This window comes from Stappia sp. ABD4_338 (assembly GCF_056312175.1).
In genome coordinates, this window is the sequence record NZ_CM149982.1 from 3,370,646 (window position 1) to 3,386,924 (window position 16,279).

16 protein-coding genes are annotated in these 16,279 nt (G+C 67.4%); 9 read left to right on the plus strand and 7 right to left on the minus strand.

Annotation, left to right across the window (positions count from 1 at the left end):
* The first annotated feature begins 273 nt into the window (after positions 1–273).
* On the plus strand, positions 274–1,434 hold the full coding sequence (locus tag ACYX4S_RS15160; protein ID WP_476360798.1) for a YeeE/YedE family protein: 1,161 nt from the start codon (positions 274–276) through the stop codon (positions 1,432–1,434).
* Between the two features lie 28 nt (positions 1,435–1,462).
* On the opposite strand, the gene ACYX4S_RS15165 is transcribed toward ACYX4S_RS15160, so the two are convergent.
* The 6 genes from ACYX4S_RS15165 to mdoH all read right to left on the minus strand — a co-directional run bounded on the left by ACYX4S_RS15165 (position 1,463) and on the right by mdoH (position 7,686).
* On the minus strand, positions 1,463–1,651 hold the full coding sequence (locus ACYX4S_RS15165) for a helix-turn-helix transcriptional regulator (RefSeq protein WP_476360799.1): 189 nt from the start codon (positions 1,649–1,651) through the stop codon (positions 1,463–1,465).
* On the minus strand, positions 1,648–2,043 hold the full coding sequence (locus ACYX4S_RS15170) for a hypothetical protein (RefSeq protein WP_476360800.1): 396 nt from the start codon (positions 2,041–2,043) through the stop codon (positions 1,648–1,650). Before ACYX4S_RS15170 ends, ACYX4S_RS15165 begins: the two co-directional genes overlap by 4 nt.
* Before the next feature lie 109 nt (positions 2,044–2,152).
* Positions 2,153–3,817 (minus strand): thiamine pyrophosphate-binding protein, encoded by a 1,665-nt coding sequence (locus ACYX4S_RS15175; protein ID WP_476360801.1) that lies wholly within the window; start codon positions 3,815–3,817, stop codon positions 2,153–2,155.
* A complete protein-coding gene (locus ACYX4S_RS15180) occupies positions 3,814–5,103 on the minus strand; it encodes a CaiB/BaiF CoA transferase family protein (RefSeq protein WP_476360802.1) in 1,290 nt (429 codons plus the stop codon). The genes ACYX4S_RS15175 and ACYX4S_RS15180 overlap by 4 nt, the downstream gene beginning before the upstream one ends.
* A 35-nt stretch (positions 5,104–5,138) precedes the next feature.
* Positions 5,139–5,636, minus strand: coding sequence for a hypothetical protein (locus ACYX4S_RS15185; protein ID WP_476360803.1), 498 nt, complete (start codon positions 5,634–5,636; stop codon positions 5,139–5,141).
* A 202-nt stretch (positions 5,637–5,838) separates the two neighbouring features.
* Positions 5,839–7,686, minus strand: coding sequence for a glucans biosynthesis glucosyltransferase MdoH (gene mdoH / locus ACYX4S_RS15190; protein ID WP_476360804.1), 1,848 nt, complete (start codon positions 7,684–7,686; stop codon positions 5,839–5,841).
* 196 nt (positions 7,687–7,882) lie between these two features.
* Here mdoH and ACYX4S_RS15195 point away from each other — a divergent pair, with 196 nt between their 5' ends.
* The 4 genes from ACYX4S_RS15195 (at position 7,883) to ACYX4S_RS15210 (ending at position 11,271) form a co-directional block, all read left to right on the plus strand.
* A complete protein-coding gene (locus tag ACYX4S_RS15195; RefSeq protein ID WP_476360805.1) occupies positions 7,883–8,863 on the plus strand; it encodes a zinc-dependent alcohol dehydrogenase in 981 nt (326 codons plus the stop codon).
* 94 nt (positions 8,864–8,957) lie between these two features.
* Complete coding sequence (locus ACYX4S_RS15200; RefSeq protein ID WP_476360806.1) at positions 8,958–9,356, plus strand: 6-pyruvoyl trahydropterin synthase family protein; 399 nt, start codon at positions 8,958–8,960, stop codon at positions 9,354–9,356.
* Positions 9,353–10,450 (plus strand): glycosyltransferase family 4 protein, encoded by a 1,098-nt coding sequence (locus ACYX4S_RS15205; RefSeq protein ID WP_476360807.1) that lies wholly within the window; start codon positions 9,353–9,355, stop codon positions 10,448–10,450. Before ACYX4S_RS15200 ends, ACYX4S_RS15205 begins: the two co-directional genes overlap by 4 nt.
* Entirely contained in the window at positions 10,447–11,271 is an 825-nt protein-coding gene (locus ACYX4S_RS15210; RefSeq protein WP_476360808.1) for an SAM-dependent methyltransferase, read from the plus strand. Before ACYX4S_RS15205 ends, ACYX4S_RS15210 begins: the two co-directional genes overlap by 4 nt.
* A gap of 100 nt (positions 11,272–11,371) precedes the next feature.
* Here ACYX4S_RS15210 and pcaF read toward each other — a convergent pair whose 3' ends face one another.
* Positions 11,372–12,577, minus strand: coding sequence for a 3-oxoadipyl-CoA thiolase (gene pcaF / locus ACYX4S_RS15215; RefSeq protein ID WP_476360809.1), 1,206 nt, complete (start codon positions 12,575–12,577; stop codon positions 11,372–11,374).
* A gap of 330 nt (positions 12,578–12,907) precedes the next feature.
* Here pcaF and ACYX4S_RS15220 point away from each other — a divergent pair, with 330 nt between their 5' ends.
* The 4 genes from ACYX4S_RS15220 to ACYX4S_RS15235 are packed head-to-tail and all read left to right on the plus strand — an operon-like array spanning position 12,908 to position 16,268.
* Entirely contained in the window at positions 12,908–13,165 is a 258-nt protein-coding gene (locus ACYX4S_RS15220) for an acyl carrier protein (RefSeq protein ID WP_476360810.1), read from the plus strand.
* Positions 13,165–14,346, plus strand: a complete 1,182-nt coding sequence (locus tag ACYX4S_RS15225) for an acyl-CoA dehydrogenase family protein (RefSeq protein WP_476362877.1) — start codon at positions 13,165–13,167, stop codon at positions 14,344–14,346. Before ACYX4S_RS15220 ends, ACYX4S_RS15225 begins: the two co-directional genes overlap by 1 nt.
* A 13-nt stretch (positions 14,347–14,359) precedes the next feature.
* Positions 14,360–15,271: an amino acid--[acyl-carrier-protein] ligase gene (locus tag ACYX4S_RS15230; protein ID WP_476360811.1), complete on the plus strand. Its 912-nt coding sequence runs from the start codon at positions 14,360–14,362 to the stop codon at positions 15,269–15,271.
* Positions 15,272–15,275: 4 nt separating this feature from the next.
* Entirely contained in the window at positions 15,276–16,268 is a 993-nt protein-coding gene (locus tag ACYX4S_RS15235; protein WP_476360812.1) for a DUF1839 family protein, read from the plus strand.
* Positions 16,269–16,279: the final 11 nt, after the last annotated feature.

Sequence of the window (16,279 nt, forward strand, 5' to 3'; positions counted from 1 at the left end):
CGGTCGGGATCCCTGGAAGATCTCCTTTCCCTTCAAGGGAATAGGAAAATCTCCCGTCAGCCAGCCCGATCCAGAGTGTTCAGGCGCCCCCGATGACACGCAACACACAAAAACTTGTGGCTCTCGTGTCCATTGACATCGTCAAAACGCACGAGGCGGCCTCCGGGTTCCCTTGCGGGAACCGTCGGGACGTGGAACGGTATTGCGCGACGATGCGCATGTGGAGAACGCCTTTGCTTCCGCTTCCGGCCCGGGAAAGCTAAATCCAGTGTCATGACAGCTTCGGTCCAGACCCTTTCCGCCACGAACCGCACGCCGCTTGCACTGGCGCTCGGCCTGCTTGCCACCGTGACGGTGCTTGCCACCACCCAGGGCGGTCACCGCCTAGGGCTCGCCACGCTTGTCGGTGGGCTTGCGGGGCTTGCGCTCTATCATGCAAGCTTCGGGTTCACCGCCGCATGGCGGCGCATCGTGACCGAGAAGCGTGGCGGCGGACTGAGGGCGCAGTTCATCCTCATCCTGCTGACCTCGGCGGTTTCCTTTCCCCTGATCGCCTGGGGCGCCGGCGCCGGCCTTCCCGCCGGCGGGTTCGTGTTTCCCTTCGGCATCGCGGCGGCACTTGGTGCGACGATGTTCGGCCTGGGAATGCAACTCGGCGGAGGATGCGCTTCCGGCACACTGTTCACCGCGGGTGGCGGCTCGACGCGCATGATGGTGACACTTGCCGCCTTCGTGGCCGGCTCCGTCGCCGCGACACCGCACATGCACCTTTGGGGCCAGCTCCCTTCGCTGCCCGCCTTCTCGCTGGTAACGGCGCTCGGGCCGCTTGGAGCCTTTGCCGCGACCGCCGCCGTGCTGGGGCTGATCGCACTCGCCACCATCGCCATCGAACGCAAGGCCCACGGCGGTATCGCCGAACCCCGGCGCACGGAATCCTTCCTCACCGGTCCGTGGTCGCCGATGCTCGGAGCGATCATGATTGCCGTGGTGGGCATCGCCACCTTCCTGGTGCTCGGGCGCCCCTGGGGCATCACATCCGGCTTCGCCCTGTGGGGCGGCAAGATCCTGAACACGCTCGGCGTTCCGGTGACGGACTGGCCCTACTGGCAGTGGCAGAAGGGCGCACTCGAGGCTTCCGTCTTCGCGGACGCCACCTCGGTGATGAATTTCGGCATCCTGCTCGGCGCGATGGCCGCGGCCGCACTCGCGGGACGGTTCGCGCCGGTGTGGAAACTCTCGCGCCTTGACCTGACGACGGCCATCGTCGGCGGCCTGCTGATGGGCTACGGCGCGCGGCTCGCCTACGGCTGCAACATCGGCGCCTATCTCGGCGGGATCGTGTCGGGCTCCATGCACGGCTGGCTTTGGCTGGTCTTCGCCTTCGTCGGCAGCCTGATCGGCACGCGGTTGCGCCTCAGGCTCGGCATGGGCTGAGCCCGGGCTTCCCCGACGCGCCCTCTCTTCAGGGCTGAAAGATCTCCTCGATGGACAGGCCGAACACGGCCGCGATGCGGAAGGCGAGCGGCAGGCTCGGGTCATAGCGCCCGCGCTCCAGCGCGTTGGCGGTCTGGCGCGAGACGTCCAGGCGCACGGCCAGCTCCGCCTGTGACCACCCCCGCTCCCGGCGCAGCTCCTGAATGCGGTTCCTCATCGATACCGCCACCGGCCGGCAAACACGCCAAGCACCCACAACCCGCACATGAGCGGCAGGACCGCGAAGGCCGACAGCTTCGGAAAGCCGACGTTTTCCAGAAAACCGTAGCTGAACGTCAGCAGGGCCGTGGCGGCAAAGGACAGCGCCAGCGCCTCGAACTGAAGCGCACGCTGCATCTCGTCCAGACGGCGGATCTGACGCACGATGCAAAGACACACGGCAATGGTCGGAAGAATGGGGGCGAGGGAAACGGCGATCTCCGCGTTCCTGTCGTCAATACCGTGCGCCAGCAGCCGCAGCGAGACGACAAGCGTCACGACATAGGCGAGGAACGCCAGTGAAACGGGCAGGAATCCGCGCAAAACGGCTCGGGGCGTGGAATCTGTCATGCTCGACCTCTTGTAAAGTGTGCTTTACAAATTGCCGTGCCACACACGATATGTCAAGCGAGCTTTACAATCTTGTGACTTAACCCGCCTCCCCGATCCAGGCTTGCCGTCAGAACTTGCCATCGTAGGCGCGTCGTCCGATGCGGCAGGCAAGCAGCGTAAAGCCCTGGCGGGCAAGTGCCGCCCCGGCCTCGCGGGCAAGGCTTTCCGCATCGTCGACCCATACGCCGTATCCGCCGAAGGCCCTCGCCACGGCCGGAAAGTCCGTGCCGGAAAAATCGACGCCGACATTCGGGCGCTGCGACGCGCGCTGCTTGAGTTCGATCAGCGCCAGACTCTCGTCCACCAGAACGCACACGATCACCGGAAGGCCCGCATCACGCAGTGTCGCGAGGTCGCCGAGTCCCATCTCGAGCCCCGCATCGCCGACGAAAACGATCACCGGCCTCTCCGGGTCCGCCAGCGCATGGCCGATGCCAAGCGGCAGCGCACATGCCATGGTGCACAATGCGGAGGATTGGAGCATCGCGCGCGGAAAGTCCGTGCGCCACATCTGCGAAACGAGAATGCGATGCGCGCCGCTGTCGGCGGTCGCGACCGTGTCGCGCGGCAGCGTCCGGCGCAATGTGTCGAAGACCGTTGCCGGTCCCCATCCGTCCACCTCGGGCGCAAAGAGCGCGGCGAGCGCCTTTTTCGCCCTCGCGACCTCACCACCGCCCCACATCCCGCCGGCTGGAGTCACCCCGGCCCCGAGAGCCTCGAGCGTCGGAGCGATACCGCCTGCAAGCAGGTGCCGGACCGCGTGCATTCCATGGTCGCGCGGGCTCCCGGCGATCTCGATCACCGGCGCGCTCTCCGGCCAGGGCTCACGCCAGTTGGCGCGCATCTCGATGGGATCGTACCCGAGAAGCAGGATGCAGTCCGACGCCTCGAGAAGCGGCAGGAGGTGCGCGTCGGCACGCGGCGAAAGACCGGCACCACCAAGGGCGAGCGGATCCTCCTCGTCCAGAAGTCCCTTCGCCTTGTAGGTGGTCACGAGCGGAACATCGAACCGCCTGCAGAAGGCGGCGATCCCGGCACCCGCTCCCTCGTTGACCGCGTCGACGCCGGCTATGGCGAGCGGCCGACGCGCCTGCGCGAACAACTCCCTCGCCGCTTCGAGGGCCGGCCCCGTCGCGACCGTGCCGCCAGAACATGCGAGCGGTTGCGGGGCACCGGGCTGCTCATCGCACGGGCCTTCCGCGACCCCGATGGGCACATCCACATGGACCGGGCCGGGCTGCCCCTCGAGGGCGGTTCGGATCGCCTTGTCCATCATGGCGCCGAGCGCGCCGGGCGTTGCCCTGAAGCTCGCCTTCGTGATCGGCCGCAGGAGCGCCTGATGATCGAAGACCTGATGCGTGTAGGTCTCGGCAAGTGCCGCATCGACGCAGCCGGTCAGGAAAATCAGCGGCACCCGGTCCTGCCTCGCGTTGGCGACAACGTTGACCGCATTGGCGACACCGGGGCCGAGTGTCGCAAGCAGGATGCCGGGAGCCGCCGGCCCCTTGCGCGCCTCCGCATGCCAGGCCCCCTCGGCCATGAAGCCACCGGCGTTCTCGTGCTTGACAAGGTGAAAGGCGATGCCCGCGTCCTCAAGCGCTCCCATGAGGGCAAGCACCTCGCCCCCGGGGATGCCGAACGCGTGATGTGCGCCGGCGGCCGCGAGCCGTCTCGCAATGAAATCCGCTCCGGTCAGGGGCGCCGTTCCCGTTTGCGCCGTGGTTTCGCTCATGCATCTTCCCTTTCGTCGCGACAGCTCCCCGAAAGGGCCTCCGCCTGATCCCGCGTGATGCCCAGCCAGTCCGCCACGACATCGTGCCCGCCCTCGCCAAGCAGCGGCGGCGCATGCCGGTAGCTTGCCGGCGTCCGCGAAAACTTCACCGGATTGCCGATGAGCGCCACCTTGCCGTCCTTCGCGGCCGGGTGGTCCATCTCGATCCGCATTCCGCGATGACGGACCTGCGGGTTGTCGAACACGTCTTCGAGATCGTTGATCGGGCCGCAGGGCACGCCGGCCGCCTCCAGCGCCGCGATCCAGTCCGCCTTGTCACGGCGTTCCGTCAATCGGCGGATCTCCGGTTCCAGCAGGTCGCGGTTGCGCACCCTGTCGGCATTGGCGGCAAAGCGCGGATCACTCGCAAGCCCGGGAGCGCCCGCGATCTCGCAAAACCGCGCGAATTGCGCATCGTTGCCCACTGCGAGGATGAACGACCCGTCGCGTGCCGGGTAGGCGTTGTAGGGCACGATGGCCGGGTGGGCGTTGCCGCGGCGCGGTGGCACGTTTCCGTCCGTCAGAAAGGCGACGCCCTGGTTGATGAGCCAGGCAACCTGCGTGTCGAGCAAGGCGATGTCGATGTGCTGGCCACGGCCGGTGGCATGTCGGTGGTGCACGGCGGCAAGGATCGCATTCGCCGCATACATGCCGCACATGACGTCCGCGATGCCGACACCGGCCTTCGTGGGTTCCCCGCCCTCCTCGTCCGGGCGGCCCGTAAGCGACATGAGACCGCCCATGCCCTGGATCAGGAAGTCGTAGCCGGCCCGCTGGGCATAGGGGCCATCCTGGCCGAAGCCCGAAATGGAACAATAGACGAGGCCCGGATTGTCCGCCGAAAGCGTCTCGTAGCCGAGGCCGCGCCGCTCGATATCGCCGACCTTGAAGTTCTCGACCAGGATGTCCGCCTCGCGCGCAAGACGCCGCACCAACGTCACACCTTCGGGCGTGGAAAGATCTACGGCGAGCGAGCGCTTGTTGCGGTTGGCCGACAGGTAGTAGGCGCTCTCGCGTGTCTCGCCTCCGTCCATGTCCCGAACGAAGGGCGGTCCCCAGCCGCGCGTGTCGTCGCCCTTGCCCGGCCGCTCGACCTTCAGCACCTCGGCGCCGAGATCGCCCAGAAGCTGGGTCGCGGTCGGTCCTGCAAGAATGCGCGAGAGATCGAGAACCCGAAGGCCCGCAAGCGGGCCGGACGTCACGGAGCCGGGAGCGCGGCCGCGCTCCCGGAGTTCGTCGGTGGTCATGTGGCGGTCAACCTTTCACGAGGTGCGGGCGCGCGTCATCCCTCGCGCAGCCGGACGATGAAGCCGAGCACCACGCCGAAGATGACATGCCCCACGAGTGATGCCCAGGCGAGCTGGATGAAGCCGAGGAAGGGCGGCAGCCCGGCGAAAAGATGCGCCATCACGTAAAGCGCGAAGACCCAGAGCCCGACGCCGTAGCCGAAGGCAACCACCGGCCAGGGCAGCGAGGGGAGAACCATGCGCGCGATCGGCCGGGCGATGAAGAGATATCCGAGCGGATAGAACACCACGCCGACCACCAGATGGATCGCCTCGGCGAGCGAAAAGTTCTGGAAGCCGAACACCGACTGCACCAGGGCCGCCGGCTGCAGCGGACCTCCCACCCAATAGGGCGTGATCACCCGCGCCCAGATCTCCCAGGCGCCATCGGCGAAGATACCGCCGAGAAGCGCCGTGACGAGCGTGGCAGCACTCAGCGGCGGAAAGAGGGAAGGTTTCGGAGCCGTTGCGCGCATAGCGGACTGGCCGGTCATGGGTCTCTCCTGTCTGTCTGGCTCGCGCCTGCATCCCGGAACGGAATGCACTTCACGCGACGACGGCAGGAGATGCCTCGTTTCCCTCCCGTCACGGCAGAAGGTGGTCGCGCGGCACGCTCCGCTCAAATCAAGCCCGCTTGAGGCGGGATCGCATACGGTTCACGCCACCGCGACCCGGCCGTGACGGAACGTCTTCCGTTCAGGCGCCGACCTTGCCCATTTCCGCCTCCATGCGGGCAGACGGCACATCGGCGGGCGGCGTGAACGTGATGCCGAGCGAGGCATGAGCGGGCAGGTGCAGCGGCAGCAGGCACTCCGGCGGCGTGCTTTCCTCCGGCAGGCGCCACAAGCCGCTTGCCAGTGCCAGACGCCCGGCACGCGGCCCCGACGTCGCGAGCGCGAAGGGAATTGCCAGCGCCGGCCCGAGGACAACCGGCAGGAGAGGCCAGATGGCGCCCGGCGTCACCGCGAAGCCCCACGCGAAGCCGGCCAGACCGAACAGCGTCTGGGGCCAGAGCTTCGCCGCACACAGGAGAAGGGGGAGCGCGCGGTTGTCGCGGATCGGCGCGCCCCAGCCGATCGCCTTGCCAAAAGGCAGTCCCGCGACGAACAGGGTGACGGCCACCGCGATCATCGGCGCCATCAGCGCGGCGAAAACCACCTCGCTGACCGCGCTCGCCACAATGCGCGGCGCGCCGCCGAAGGCCCTGCGCAAACCGGGGTCGACCAGCATGTCGACGACGGAGGCGATCTTGGGCGCGAAGATCATGGTCAGGATGGTGGCGAACAGCGCCAGACCCGGCCCCGGTTCGAAACGGATCATCTCCTCCCCGCCGACGAGCACGAGAAGCGCCCCCAGGGTCATGAAGGCGATCCAGGCGGGCGCGGAAACGAACATGAGGATCGCCAGCACGAGCTGAATGCGACTGACCGGCAGAAGGCCGGGCAGGTAGAGCAGTTTGAGGTACTGGAGGTTGCCCTGGCACCAGCGCAGCTCGCGCCGGATGAACTCCAGCAGGTTCGGCGGATTTTCCTCGAAGGAGCGGGTTTCCACGGGGATCACCCTCACCTCGTAGCCGGCACGACGGATGAGAACGGCTTCCACCTGGTCATGACTGAGCACATGGCCAGCCAGGGGCCCCTTTCCAGGCAGCAGCGGCAGGTGACAGGCGCCGGCGAACGGCGCGATGCGGATCAGCGCGTTGTGTCCCCAGTAGGGGCCGCAGTCGCCCTGCCACCAGGCGCTGCCGAGCGTGTAGGAGCGCATGCCCAGCCGCATGCCGAATTGGAACACGCGCGCGAAGGCACTGACGGTCGGCATGCCCACGACCAGGGTCTGCAGGATGCCGAGACGCGGATTGGCGTCCATCTTCGCAACCAGATCGAGGATGGTCGCGGACGACATGAAGCTGTCGGCGTCCAGCACCAGCATGTAGTCGTGGCGCGCGCCCCAGCGCTCCAGGAAATCGCGGATGTTTCCGGCCTTGAAACCCGGATTGTCGGCGCGGCGGCGATAGTGCACCGGCATCACGTCCCGCCAGCGCGCGGCGAGGCGCTCGAAGGCGACCTCCTCCTCGCGGGCGATATCGGCGGAATTGGTGTCCGACAGGACATAGAGCGAAAAGCCCGAGGCACGGCCGGAGCGGGCGAGGTCTGCGATCGTGGCATCGAGGTAGGCGCCGACCTGGCTCACATCCTCGTTGCGGATGCAAGAGAGGATCGCCACCGATGCCGGGCTCTGCTCGCGCGTGTCGCCCGGCTCCACCGGGCAGACCGTGCGCACCGGATCGCGCGACAGGCGCATCAGCGCCAGGCCGATGACCGCGTTCCAGAAGCCGATCACGGTCCAGGGAAGCGTGAAGAGGAAGCAGGCGATCATCACACCCTCTCCGGCGGAGACACCGTTTCCGGCAAAGCTGAGCACGAGCATCGCGACCATCGCCGCCATGGTGGCGACGACCAGCGCGAGAAAGATCATGCGGCGGCGTGAAAGCCGGCGCGCATCGACCGGAACATGGGACGTGTCCGTCATGCCTTCGCTTGCCATCCCGTCCGTTCCCTTCGGAAGAATGCGCGCTGCGCCTTCCTGTGACATGGTGTCGAACCTTTTTCCTGAACCCGATCGTGCCTGCTGCTGCCGCAGCCTCTCGGTTGCGCTATACGTCACCGGGGACTAAGGAGGATTTGTGACGCAGCGCAGCATTCCATCCGAAATTTCCCGTAGCGCGAAAGCCCTCTGGACCATGGGTCCTGGAAAGCTCGAGTTGCGGGAGGAGAGCGTGCCCTCTCCGGGGCCTGGCGAGGTGCTCGTGCGCACGCTCTACTCGGCCGTCAGCCTGGGCACCGAGCGGCTGGTCTTTTCCGGCCGTATCCCGGAGAGCGAATGGTCGCGCATGCGCGCGCCCTTTCAGGCGGGCGCTTTCCCCTTTCCGGTCAAATACGGCTATGCCGCCGTCGGCGAAGTGGTCGAAGGCCCTGCCGGGCGCGTCGGCGAACGCGTCTTCGTGCTGCATCCCCATCAGTCCCTCTTTACCGTTCCCGCCGACGCGACCGTGCCCGTGCCGCATGACGTGCCGGCACTCCGGGCGGTTCTTGCGGCCAATATGGAGACCGCGCTCAACGGGTTATGGGACGCAGGCGCCTCACCGGGGGATCACATTGCCGTGGTCGGCGGCGGGGTCGTGGGCCTTCTCGTGGCGCGCCTTTGCGCGAAACTTCCAGGCACGCGCGTGACGCTCGTCGACGTCGATCCGGCACGCGCGGACATTACGCAACGCCTCGGCGCCGACTTTGCACTGCCGCAGGAAGCGGCGGGCGAACAGGACATCGTGATCCATGCGAGCGGGCATCCGGCCGGGCTCGACACGGCGCTTTCCCTCGCGGGGCAGGAAGCCCTTGTGTTGGAGATGAGCTGGTATGGCGACCAGCCCGTCAGCGCCTCGCTGGGCGGGGCGTTCCACAGCCGGCGCCTGACGCTGAAATCAAGCCAGGTCGGGCAGGTGCCGCCCGCCCGGCGCGCGCGCTGGAGCTACCGGCGACGCATGAAAACCGCGCTGTCACTTCTTCGTGATGATACCCTGGACCTGCTTCTCGAGGCGCCCGTGCCGATCGACGACGCGCCCCGTGTGCTTCCGGAAATTTTCTTCGGGCACCGCCGGGTGCTGGCCCAGCCAATCGTTCACAATCGCGAGGAGATGGTCTCCCGTGATGCCGCGACGTCTTGAACTTGTCCGGGACCGGGACACATCCCAGCCCGCAACGACTGCCCGCTCGCCGAGGCGCGCGGGACACCTCTCCCACTGATGCCGGAGATAGCGAATGCACGCAGTTGAAGTCCGCGACCACATCATGATCGCCCATTCCTTCAAGGGCGAGGTGTTCGGCCCCGCCCAGAAGCTTCACGGCGCGACCTTCGTCGTCGATGCCGCCTTCCTGGCCGGGGAACTGGACGCAAACGGAATCGTCGTCGACATCGGCCGGGCACATGAGGTGCTGAAAGAAGTCCTGGAACCGCTCAACTTCGCCAATCTCGACGAGGTTCCCGAGTTCAAGGGCCGGAACACCACCACGGAATTCCTGACCAGGCATATCTTTGACCGTCTGGCGGAGGCCGCACGCGCGAACCGTCTGGGTCGCCCTGGCAGCGAGTTGTCCGCGATACGTGTCACGCTGCATGAATCCCACGTGGCCCGTGCATGGTACGAGGGCACGCTTTGACCGAGCGTGCCGGGGGGAAGATCGCCTTCCTGCATCCGGGCCGGCTCGACACGCCGACGGGAGGCTATGCCTATGACCGGGACCTGATCGCGGCGCTGGAACGCGCCGGGATGGAGGTCGAGGTCCACGGTCTTGGCGACGGCTATCCGTTCCCGGACGAGGCAACGCTTGCTCAGGCCGCCAGCGGACTCTCCGCCCTGCCGGATGGCGCGCTGGCGCTGGTGGACGGGCTTGCCTTCGGCGTCCTGGACGCGGTGGTCGCCCCCCATGCGCGGCGCCTGCGGCTTGTCGCGCTCGTGCATCACCCGCTTGCCCATGAAAGCGGGCTCGAGCCTGGCGAAGCGCTTCTTCTGGAGGAGGCGGAACGTCGGGCGCTCGCGCTGGCGCGGCACGTTGTGGTGACCAGCAACCATACCGCCCGCGCGTTGCACGAAGACTTCGGCGTGAGCGAGGACCGCATCAGCGTGGTGGAGCCTGCCCTCGCGCTTGCCCTGCCGCCCCTGCGCGAGACCGAGGTGCCCCCCGCGCACGGTCCGCGCAGACTTTTGTGCGTCGGCTCGCTGATCGCGCGAAAGGATCACGGCACGCTGCTGTCCGCGCTTGCGCGCCTCGCCGACCGCTCGTTCCACCTGGACCTCGTGGGAAGCCTGGAGCTCGACCCCGTTCATGCGGACCAGATTGCCGACACGATAGCGCGCCTGGGCCTGTCCGACCGGGTGACGCTGCATGGCGCGCTGCCCCGCGACGCGCTGGAAACGCTCTATGCCAACGCCGATCTCTTCGTTCTGACGACGCTCTATGAAGGCTACGGCATGGTCTTCGCCGAGGCGATGGCCCACGGGCTGCCCATCGTGGCCACAGGCGAAGGGGCGGTGCGTGACACGATCCCCGAGGCCGCCGGCATTGTCTGCGAAAATGGTGCCGTCACGGACGTCGCGACCGCCATCGCAGGGCTTCTGGACGATCCGCAACGGCGGCTCGACATGGGCGCGGCCGCGCGCGCTCACGCCGAAACCCTGCCGGACTGGGACATCCAGGCCGCGCGCCTGCTGTCCGTCCTTGGCCGGATCCTCGGCCCGGAAGAGGCGAAATGAGCGGCTTTTCCACCCGCTGGCTTGACGCCCGCGAACCCGTGGACCTGCGCGCCCGCAATGCGGAGATTATCGCGATTTTCGCGGCCCGGCTCGCCGAGAGGCGGCACGCGCTCGCACGCCCCCTGCTCGTTCTCGATCTCGGGGCCGGCACCGGCGCCACGCTGCGTGCACTCGCGCCGCATCTTCCCGAAGACACCTGCTGGCGCTTCGCCGAGCATGACCCGGCGCTTGTGGAACGGTCCATCGAAATGGCAGACCGGCACGGCCATGCCGTCGAGGCGATCGAGAGCGACCTTTCGCAAGGGCTTTCGGGAGACCTGGCGGAGGCGCTTCTCGAGGGCGTCGATGCGGTGACGACCTCCGCCTTTCTCGACCTCGTCTCGCGCGGGTGGATCGAGGGCCTCGCCTCGACACTCGCAGCGCGCGGCCTGCCCTTTCTCGCCATGCTGACGTTCGACGGACGCCAGGAAGCCGACCCCGCCTACCCGCTCGACGCCCGGATCCGTGAGGCGATGGCCGCTCACCAGGGGCGAGACAAGGGTTTCGGCCCGGCACTCGGACCAGCCGCCCACGCGACAGCGGTGGACGCGTTTCGCGCGGCGGGCTTCAGGGTCACGCAAGGTCCCTCAGACTGGGAGGCGTTGCGCGACGAGACCGATTTCCACTCGATGCTGGTCGCCGGTTGGGCGGAAGCGGCGCGCGAAACAGGCATCGACCCGCAGGAGGTGGACGCGTGGCTGGACCTGCGCCTGGGCCAGATCGCGAAAGGCGGGCTCGTCACCCGTGTCGGACACCAGGACCTCGTCGCCCTGCCGGTTTGACCCCCGCACGAAAAAGGGGCGGCCCCGCGCGCCGCCCCCTTTGCCGTCTGTCGTGTGGCGCCCGTGTCGGGGACGCCTCCCGCCGCGTTTCGCGCCGGCGTCAGGCTTTCTCGATGGCGCAGGCGATGCCCTGTCCGACGCCGATGCACATGGTGGCGAGCGCGCGCGAGGCGCCGCGCGAGGCGATCTCCAGCGCCGCCGTGCCCACGAGGCGCGCGCCCGACATGCCCAGCGGATGACCGAGCGCGATCGCCCCGCCGTTCGGGTTCACCTGTTCGGCATCGTCCGCAAGCCCGAGCTCCCGCAGGACCGCCAGCCCCTGCGCGGCGAAGGCCTCGTTCAGCTCCACCACGTCGAAGTCGCCGATGGTCAGCCCCAGCCGCGCCATCAGCCTGCGCGTCGCCGGCACCGGGCCGATGCCCATCACGCGCGGCGGAACACCCGCCGCCGCGCCACCCGTGATCCGGGCGATCGGCGTCAGGCCATGGGCCTTCACCGCCTCGGCGGAGGCGATCAGCAGCGCCGCCGCGCCATCGTTGACACCGGAGGCGTTGCCGGCCGTCACCGAGCCGCCCTGGCGGAAGGGCGTCGGCAGCTTTGCAAGCTTCTCGGCCGTGGTGCCGGCGCGCGGATGCTCGTCCCGCTCGACGATCACGGGCTCGCCCTTGCGCTGGGGGATCGTTACCGGGACGATCTCGCGCGCCAGCCGGCCGTTTTCCTGCGCGGCGACGGCCTTTTCCTGCGAGCGGGCGGCGAAGGCGTCCTGGTCGGCGCGCGAGACCTTGTAGTCCTCGGCGACGTTTTCCGCCGTCTCGGGCATGGAATCGATGCCGTATTGCGCCTTCATCACCGGGTTGACGAAGCGCCAGCCGATCGTGGTGTCGTGGATCTCGGCCGCGCGGGAAAAGGCGGTCTCGGCCTTGGGCATGACGAAGGGCGCGCGCGACATGCTCTCCACGCCGCCGGCGATCAGCAGGTCTGCCTCGCCGGCGCGGATGGCGCGCGCGGCCATGATCACCGCATCCATCCCCGACCCGCAGAGGCGGTTCACGGTCGTGCCGGAAACCTCCAGCGGAAGCCCGGCGAGCAGGGCGGCCATGCGCGCGACGTTGCGGTTGTCCTCGCCTGCCTGGTTGGCGCAGCCGTAGATCACGTCATCCACGCGGCTCCAGTCGACGCCGCTGTTGCGCGCCACAAGCGCCCGCATCGGAACGGCGCCGAGATCGTCCGCCCGAACGCCCGAAAGCGCGCCGCCAAAGCGGCCGATCGGCGTGCGGACATAGTCACAGATGAAGGCTTCGCGCATTCGGTTTCCCTCCCCGGGGGTCAAAACGAGACTTGCACCTTTTCGACGGCGCGTGCAGCGACGTCAACGGGCGGCTTGCGGTGAATATAAATTGATCGTCCGGTCGGTCAATTATCTTCGCACGCGATTGCCGCCGTCCCGCCCGTACGTTCCGTCCTTGCGGCGGGAGTCAACCTGCGGTTAACCAATGCAACGATTCCCGCGAACCTCACTTCGCGGCTTTAGGGATCTTCAACGCGAACGTGGGAGACTTCTCTCCCGTTCGAGGGAACGCGCAAGCCAATCAATTGCGACCTTGCGCAACTCTGCCGCATATTCTGGAGGGCACCGATGTCGAGTACCGAAGCAATCCGCGAGATTCTGGCAAGTCACGGCAAGCTGCCCGTCGATGTGGCGAGCCTTGCCGATGATGCCGACCTTTACGCAGCCGGCCTGTCGTCCTTCGCCTCGGTCCAGCTCATGCTGGCGATCGAGGACCGCTTCGACATCGAGTTCCCGGAAGACCGGCTGAACCGCAAGACCTTCGCCTCCATCGCGGCGATCAGCACCGCGGTCGACGAGATCACGGCGGCGCAAAGGGCGGCATGATGAACGTGCACGCCTCGCCCACGACCCGGGATCTCGGCGCCCGGATGCGCCGCGTGGCGGAAATCGCCGCCACCCATGCCGGCGACGTGGACGCCGCCGGCCGGTTCCCGCGCGAGGCGGTGCAGGCTTTGCGGGACGAACGTCTGCTCGGGGCCCACATTCCGGTCGCCCTTGGCGGTGACGGCGCCAGCGTCGGCGAGATCGCGGCGCTGTGCACCCAGCTCGGCCATGCCTGTTCTTCCGCCGCGATGATCTTCGCCATGCACCAGATCAAGGCGTCGAGCCTCATCACCCATGGCGAGGACAGCCCCTGGCATCGCGGCTTCATGGAACGCATCACGCGTGAACAGCTTCTGCTGGCCTCCGCCACCACCGAAGGCGGAATCGGCGGCAACCTGCGCAACTCGATCTGCGCCATCGATGTAGACGGCGACACCTGCCGGCTCGAGAAGGACGCCACCGTCATCTCCTACGGCGATGAGGCGGACGCGATCCTGATCACCTCGCGCGCGCATGGCGACGCGGCACCCTCCGACCAGGTCATGACCGTCTTCCTGAAGGGCCAGTACACGCTCGAGAAGACCCATGACTGGGACACGCTCGGTATGCGCGGCACATGCTCGAACGGCTTCCTGTTCAAGGGCGAGGCTCCGGCGGAACAGATCCTGCCCAAGCCCTTCGCCGAGATCGCCGCACAGTCGATGCTCGCCTATTCGCACATCCTGTGGAGCGCCCTGTGGTACGGCATCGCTGCCGACGCCTTTTCCCGCGCCCAGGCCTTCGTGCGGGCCGCCGCGCGACGCTCGCCGGACGCGACGCCTCCCGGCGCCCTGCGCCTGGCCGAGGCCTCCAGCCTGCTTCAGGGAGTCAAGGGCAGCGTGGTCGCGGCCATCGAGCAGTACGAGCGCGCCCGCGCCGACGACGACGCCCTCTCCTCGATGAGCTTCGCCGTGGCCATGAACAACCTCAAGGTCGCAAGCTCGCAGACGATCCTCACGATCATCAACCACTGCATGCTGATCTGCGGGATCCTCGGCTACAAGAACGACACTCCCTACAGCCTGGGTCGCCATCTTCGTGACGCGCATTCCGCGCAGCTCATGATTTCCAACGACCGCATCCTCGGCAACACGTCGACGATGTTGCTGGTCCACAAGCAGGACACGAGCCTTTTCGGCTGAGGGAGGGGAAACGATGGACATGCAGACAAGTCTTCTCGACCGGCTCTTCGACGCCGGGCACCTGATCGATACCGGCATCGACGGCCTCTATGGCCGTGGCGGCGGCTTCGAGGCGGTCATCACCGGCTTCGAACGCCTCATCGACGCCCATGCGCCGGCCGACGCGAAGCCGGAGGTGATCCGCTTCCCGCCGGGCATGAACCGCGCCCACTTCGAGGGATCCGGCTACATGAAGAGCTTCCCGCAGCTTGCGGGAACCGTGCACAGCTTCTGCGGCTGCGAGCTGGACCACATGAACCTGCTCCAGTGCATGGCCGAAGGCGAGGACTGGACCCAGGGCCAGAAGGCGACCGACGTCGTGCTGACGCCGGCGGCCTGCTACCCGCTTTATCCGGTGATCGCCAGGCGAGGCCCCCTGCCCGAGGGTGGTGGGCTGTTCGACCTTCAGTCCTATTGCTTCCGGCACGAACCATCCAAGGACCCGGCGCGCATGCAGCTCTTCCGGATGCGCGAGTTCGTGCGCATGGGAACGCCCGAGGACGTGATGGCCTTCCGCGCCGACTGGATGGAGCGCGGTCAGAAGCTGATCGAGGCGGTGGGCCTGGCCCCCGAGCTCGACACGGCCAATGACCCCTTCTTCGGCCGCGCCGGCAAGATGATGGGCAACAGCCAGCGCGAGCAGAAACTCAAGTTCGAGCTTCTCATCCCCGTGACCTCACAGGCCAACAAGACCGCCTGCCTGAGCTTCAACTACCACCAGGACCACTTCGGCCACACCTGGGGTCTCTCCACCGCGGACGGCGAGACGGCGCACACGGCGTGTGTCGGCTTCGGCCTGGAACGTATCGCGCTGGCGCTGTTTGCAAGGCACGGTCTCGACACCGACGCCTGGCCCGCTTCCGTCCGTGAAGCGCTCTGGGGCTGAGACCATGTTCGACCGTCTCGCAAGCCTGTCGCCGGACAGCTACCGGCCGCATGCCCTTCATGCGGCGGAGCGCATCTGGCCCGAGACCAACTGCTATGTGGATCTGTGGATCGAGGTCCTGTCGGCGCTCGGACTGGAACCGCGTGCCATGCTCGGTTTCACGCTTTCTCAGGATTTCGAGGGCGACCAGTTCACCTTCTTCAAGGTGCCGCTCGAGGACCTGGAACGGCTCTACGGCATCCGCGCAACCGAGCTCGCGGTCTATGACCCGATCGAGAACCACGTGGCCATGCAGATCGCGCGCGGCCGCCTTTGTCTCGTGGAGGTGGACAGCTTCTTCCTGCCCGACACGCAAGGGGTGGGCTACCGGAGCGAACACGGCAAGACGACGGTGGCGATCACCGCGCTCGATGCCGGGGCGCGTACGCTTTCCTACTTCCACAATGGCGGTTTCTTCTCCCTCTCGGGCGAGGATTTCGACGGCGTTTTCCAGCGCGGCGACCACGCGCAGCCGCTTCCGTTCCTGCCCTATACGGAGTTCGCGAAGTTTCCAGACAAGGCGCCGCAAACGGACTTGCACGAGATCGCCCTGGACCTCCTTGCCCGCCATTTCGCGCGCCGCCCGGCCGAGAACCCCTTCCGCCCCTACAAGGCCGTCTTCGAGGAACAGATCGAGGCGCTCGCCGAGCGCCCGTTCGACGTGTTTCACAAATACGCGTTCAATACACTGCGCCAGGCAGGCGCCAACTTCGAGCTGGCCGCGACCCATCTTCAGTGGCTTGCACCCGACGGCTCCCTGGAACGCGCTTCCTCGGAGGCGCTCCGCATCGCGGAGAGCTGCAAGACACTCCAGTTCCAGCTCGCTCGCGCACTGGCGCGACGGCGTTTCGCCGGGCTCGATGACGCTCTCGAACCTGCCGCGGGAGCCTGGGACGCGCTGATGGAAAACGTAGGCGAGCGGCTCGCGAAATCCGGCCGTCACGACGCGGCGGCGTGATCCGTCCGGGA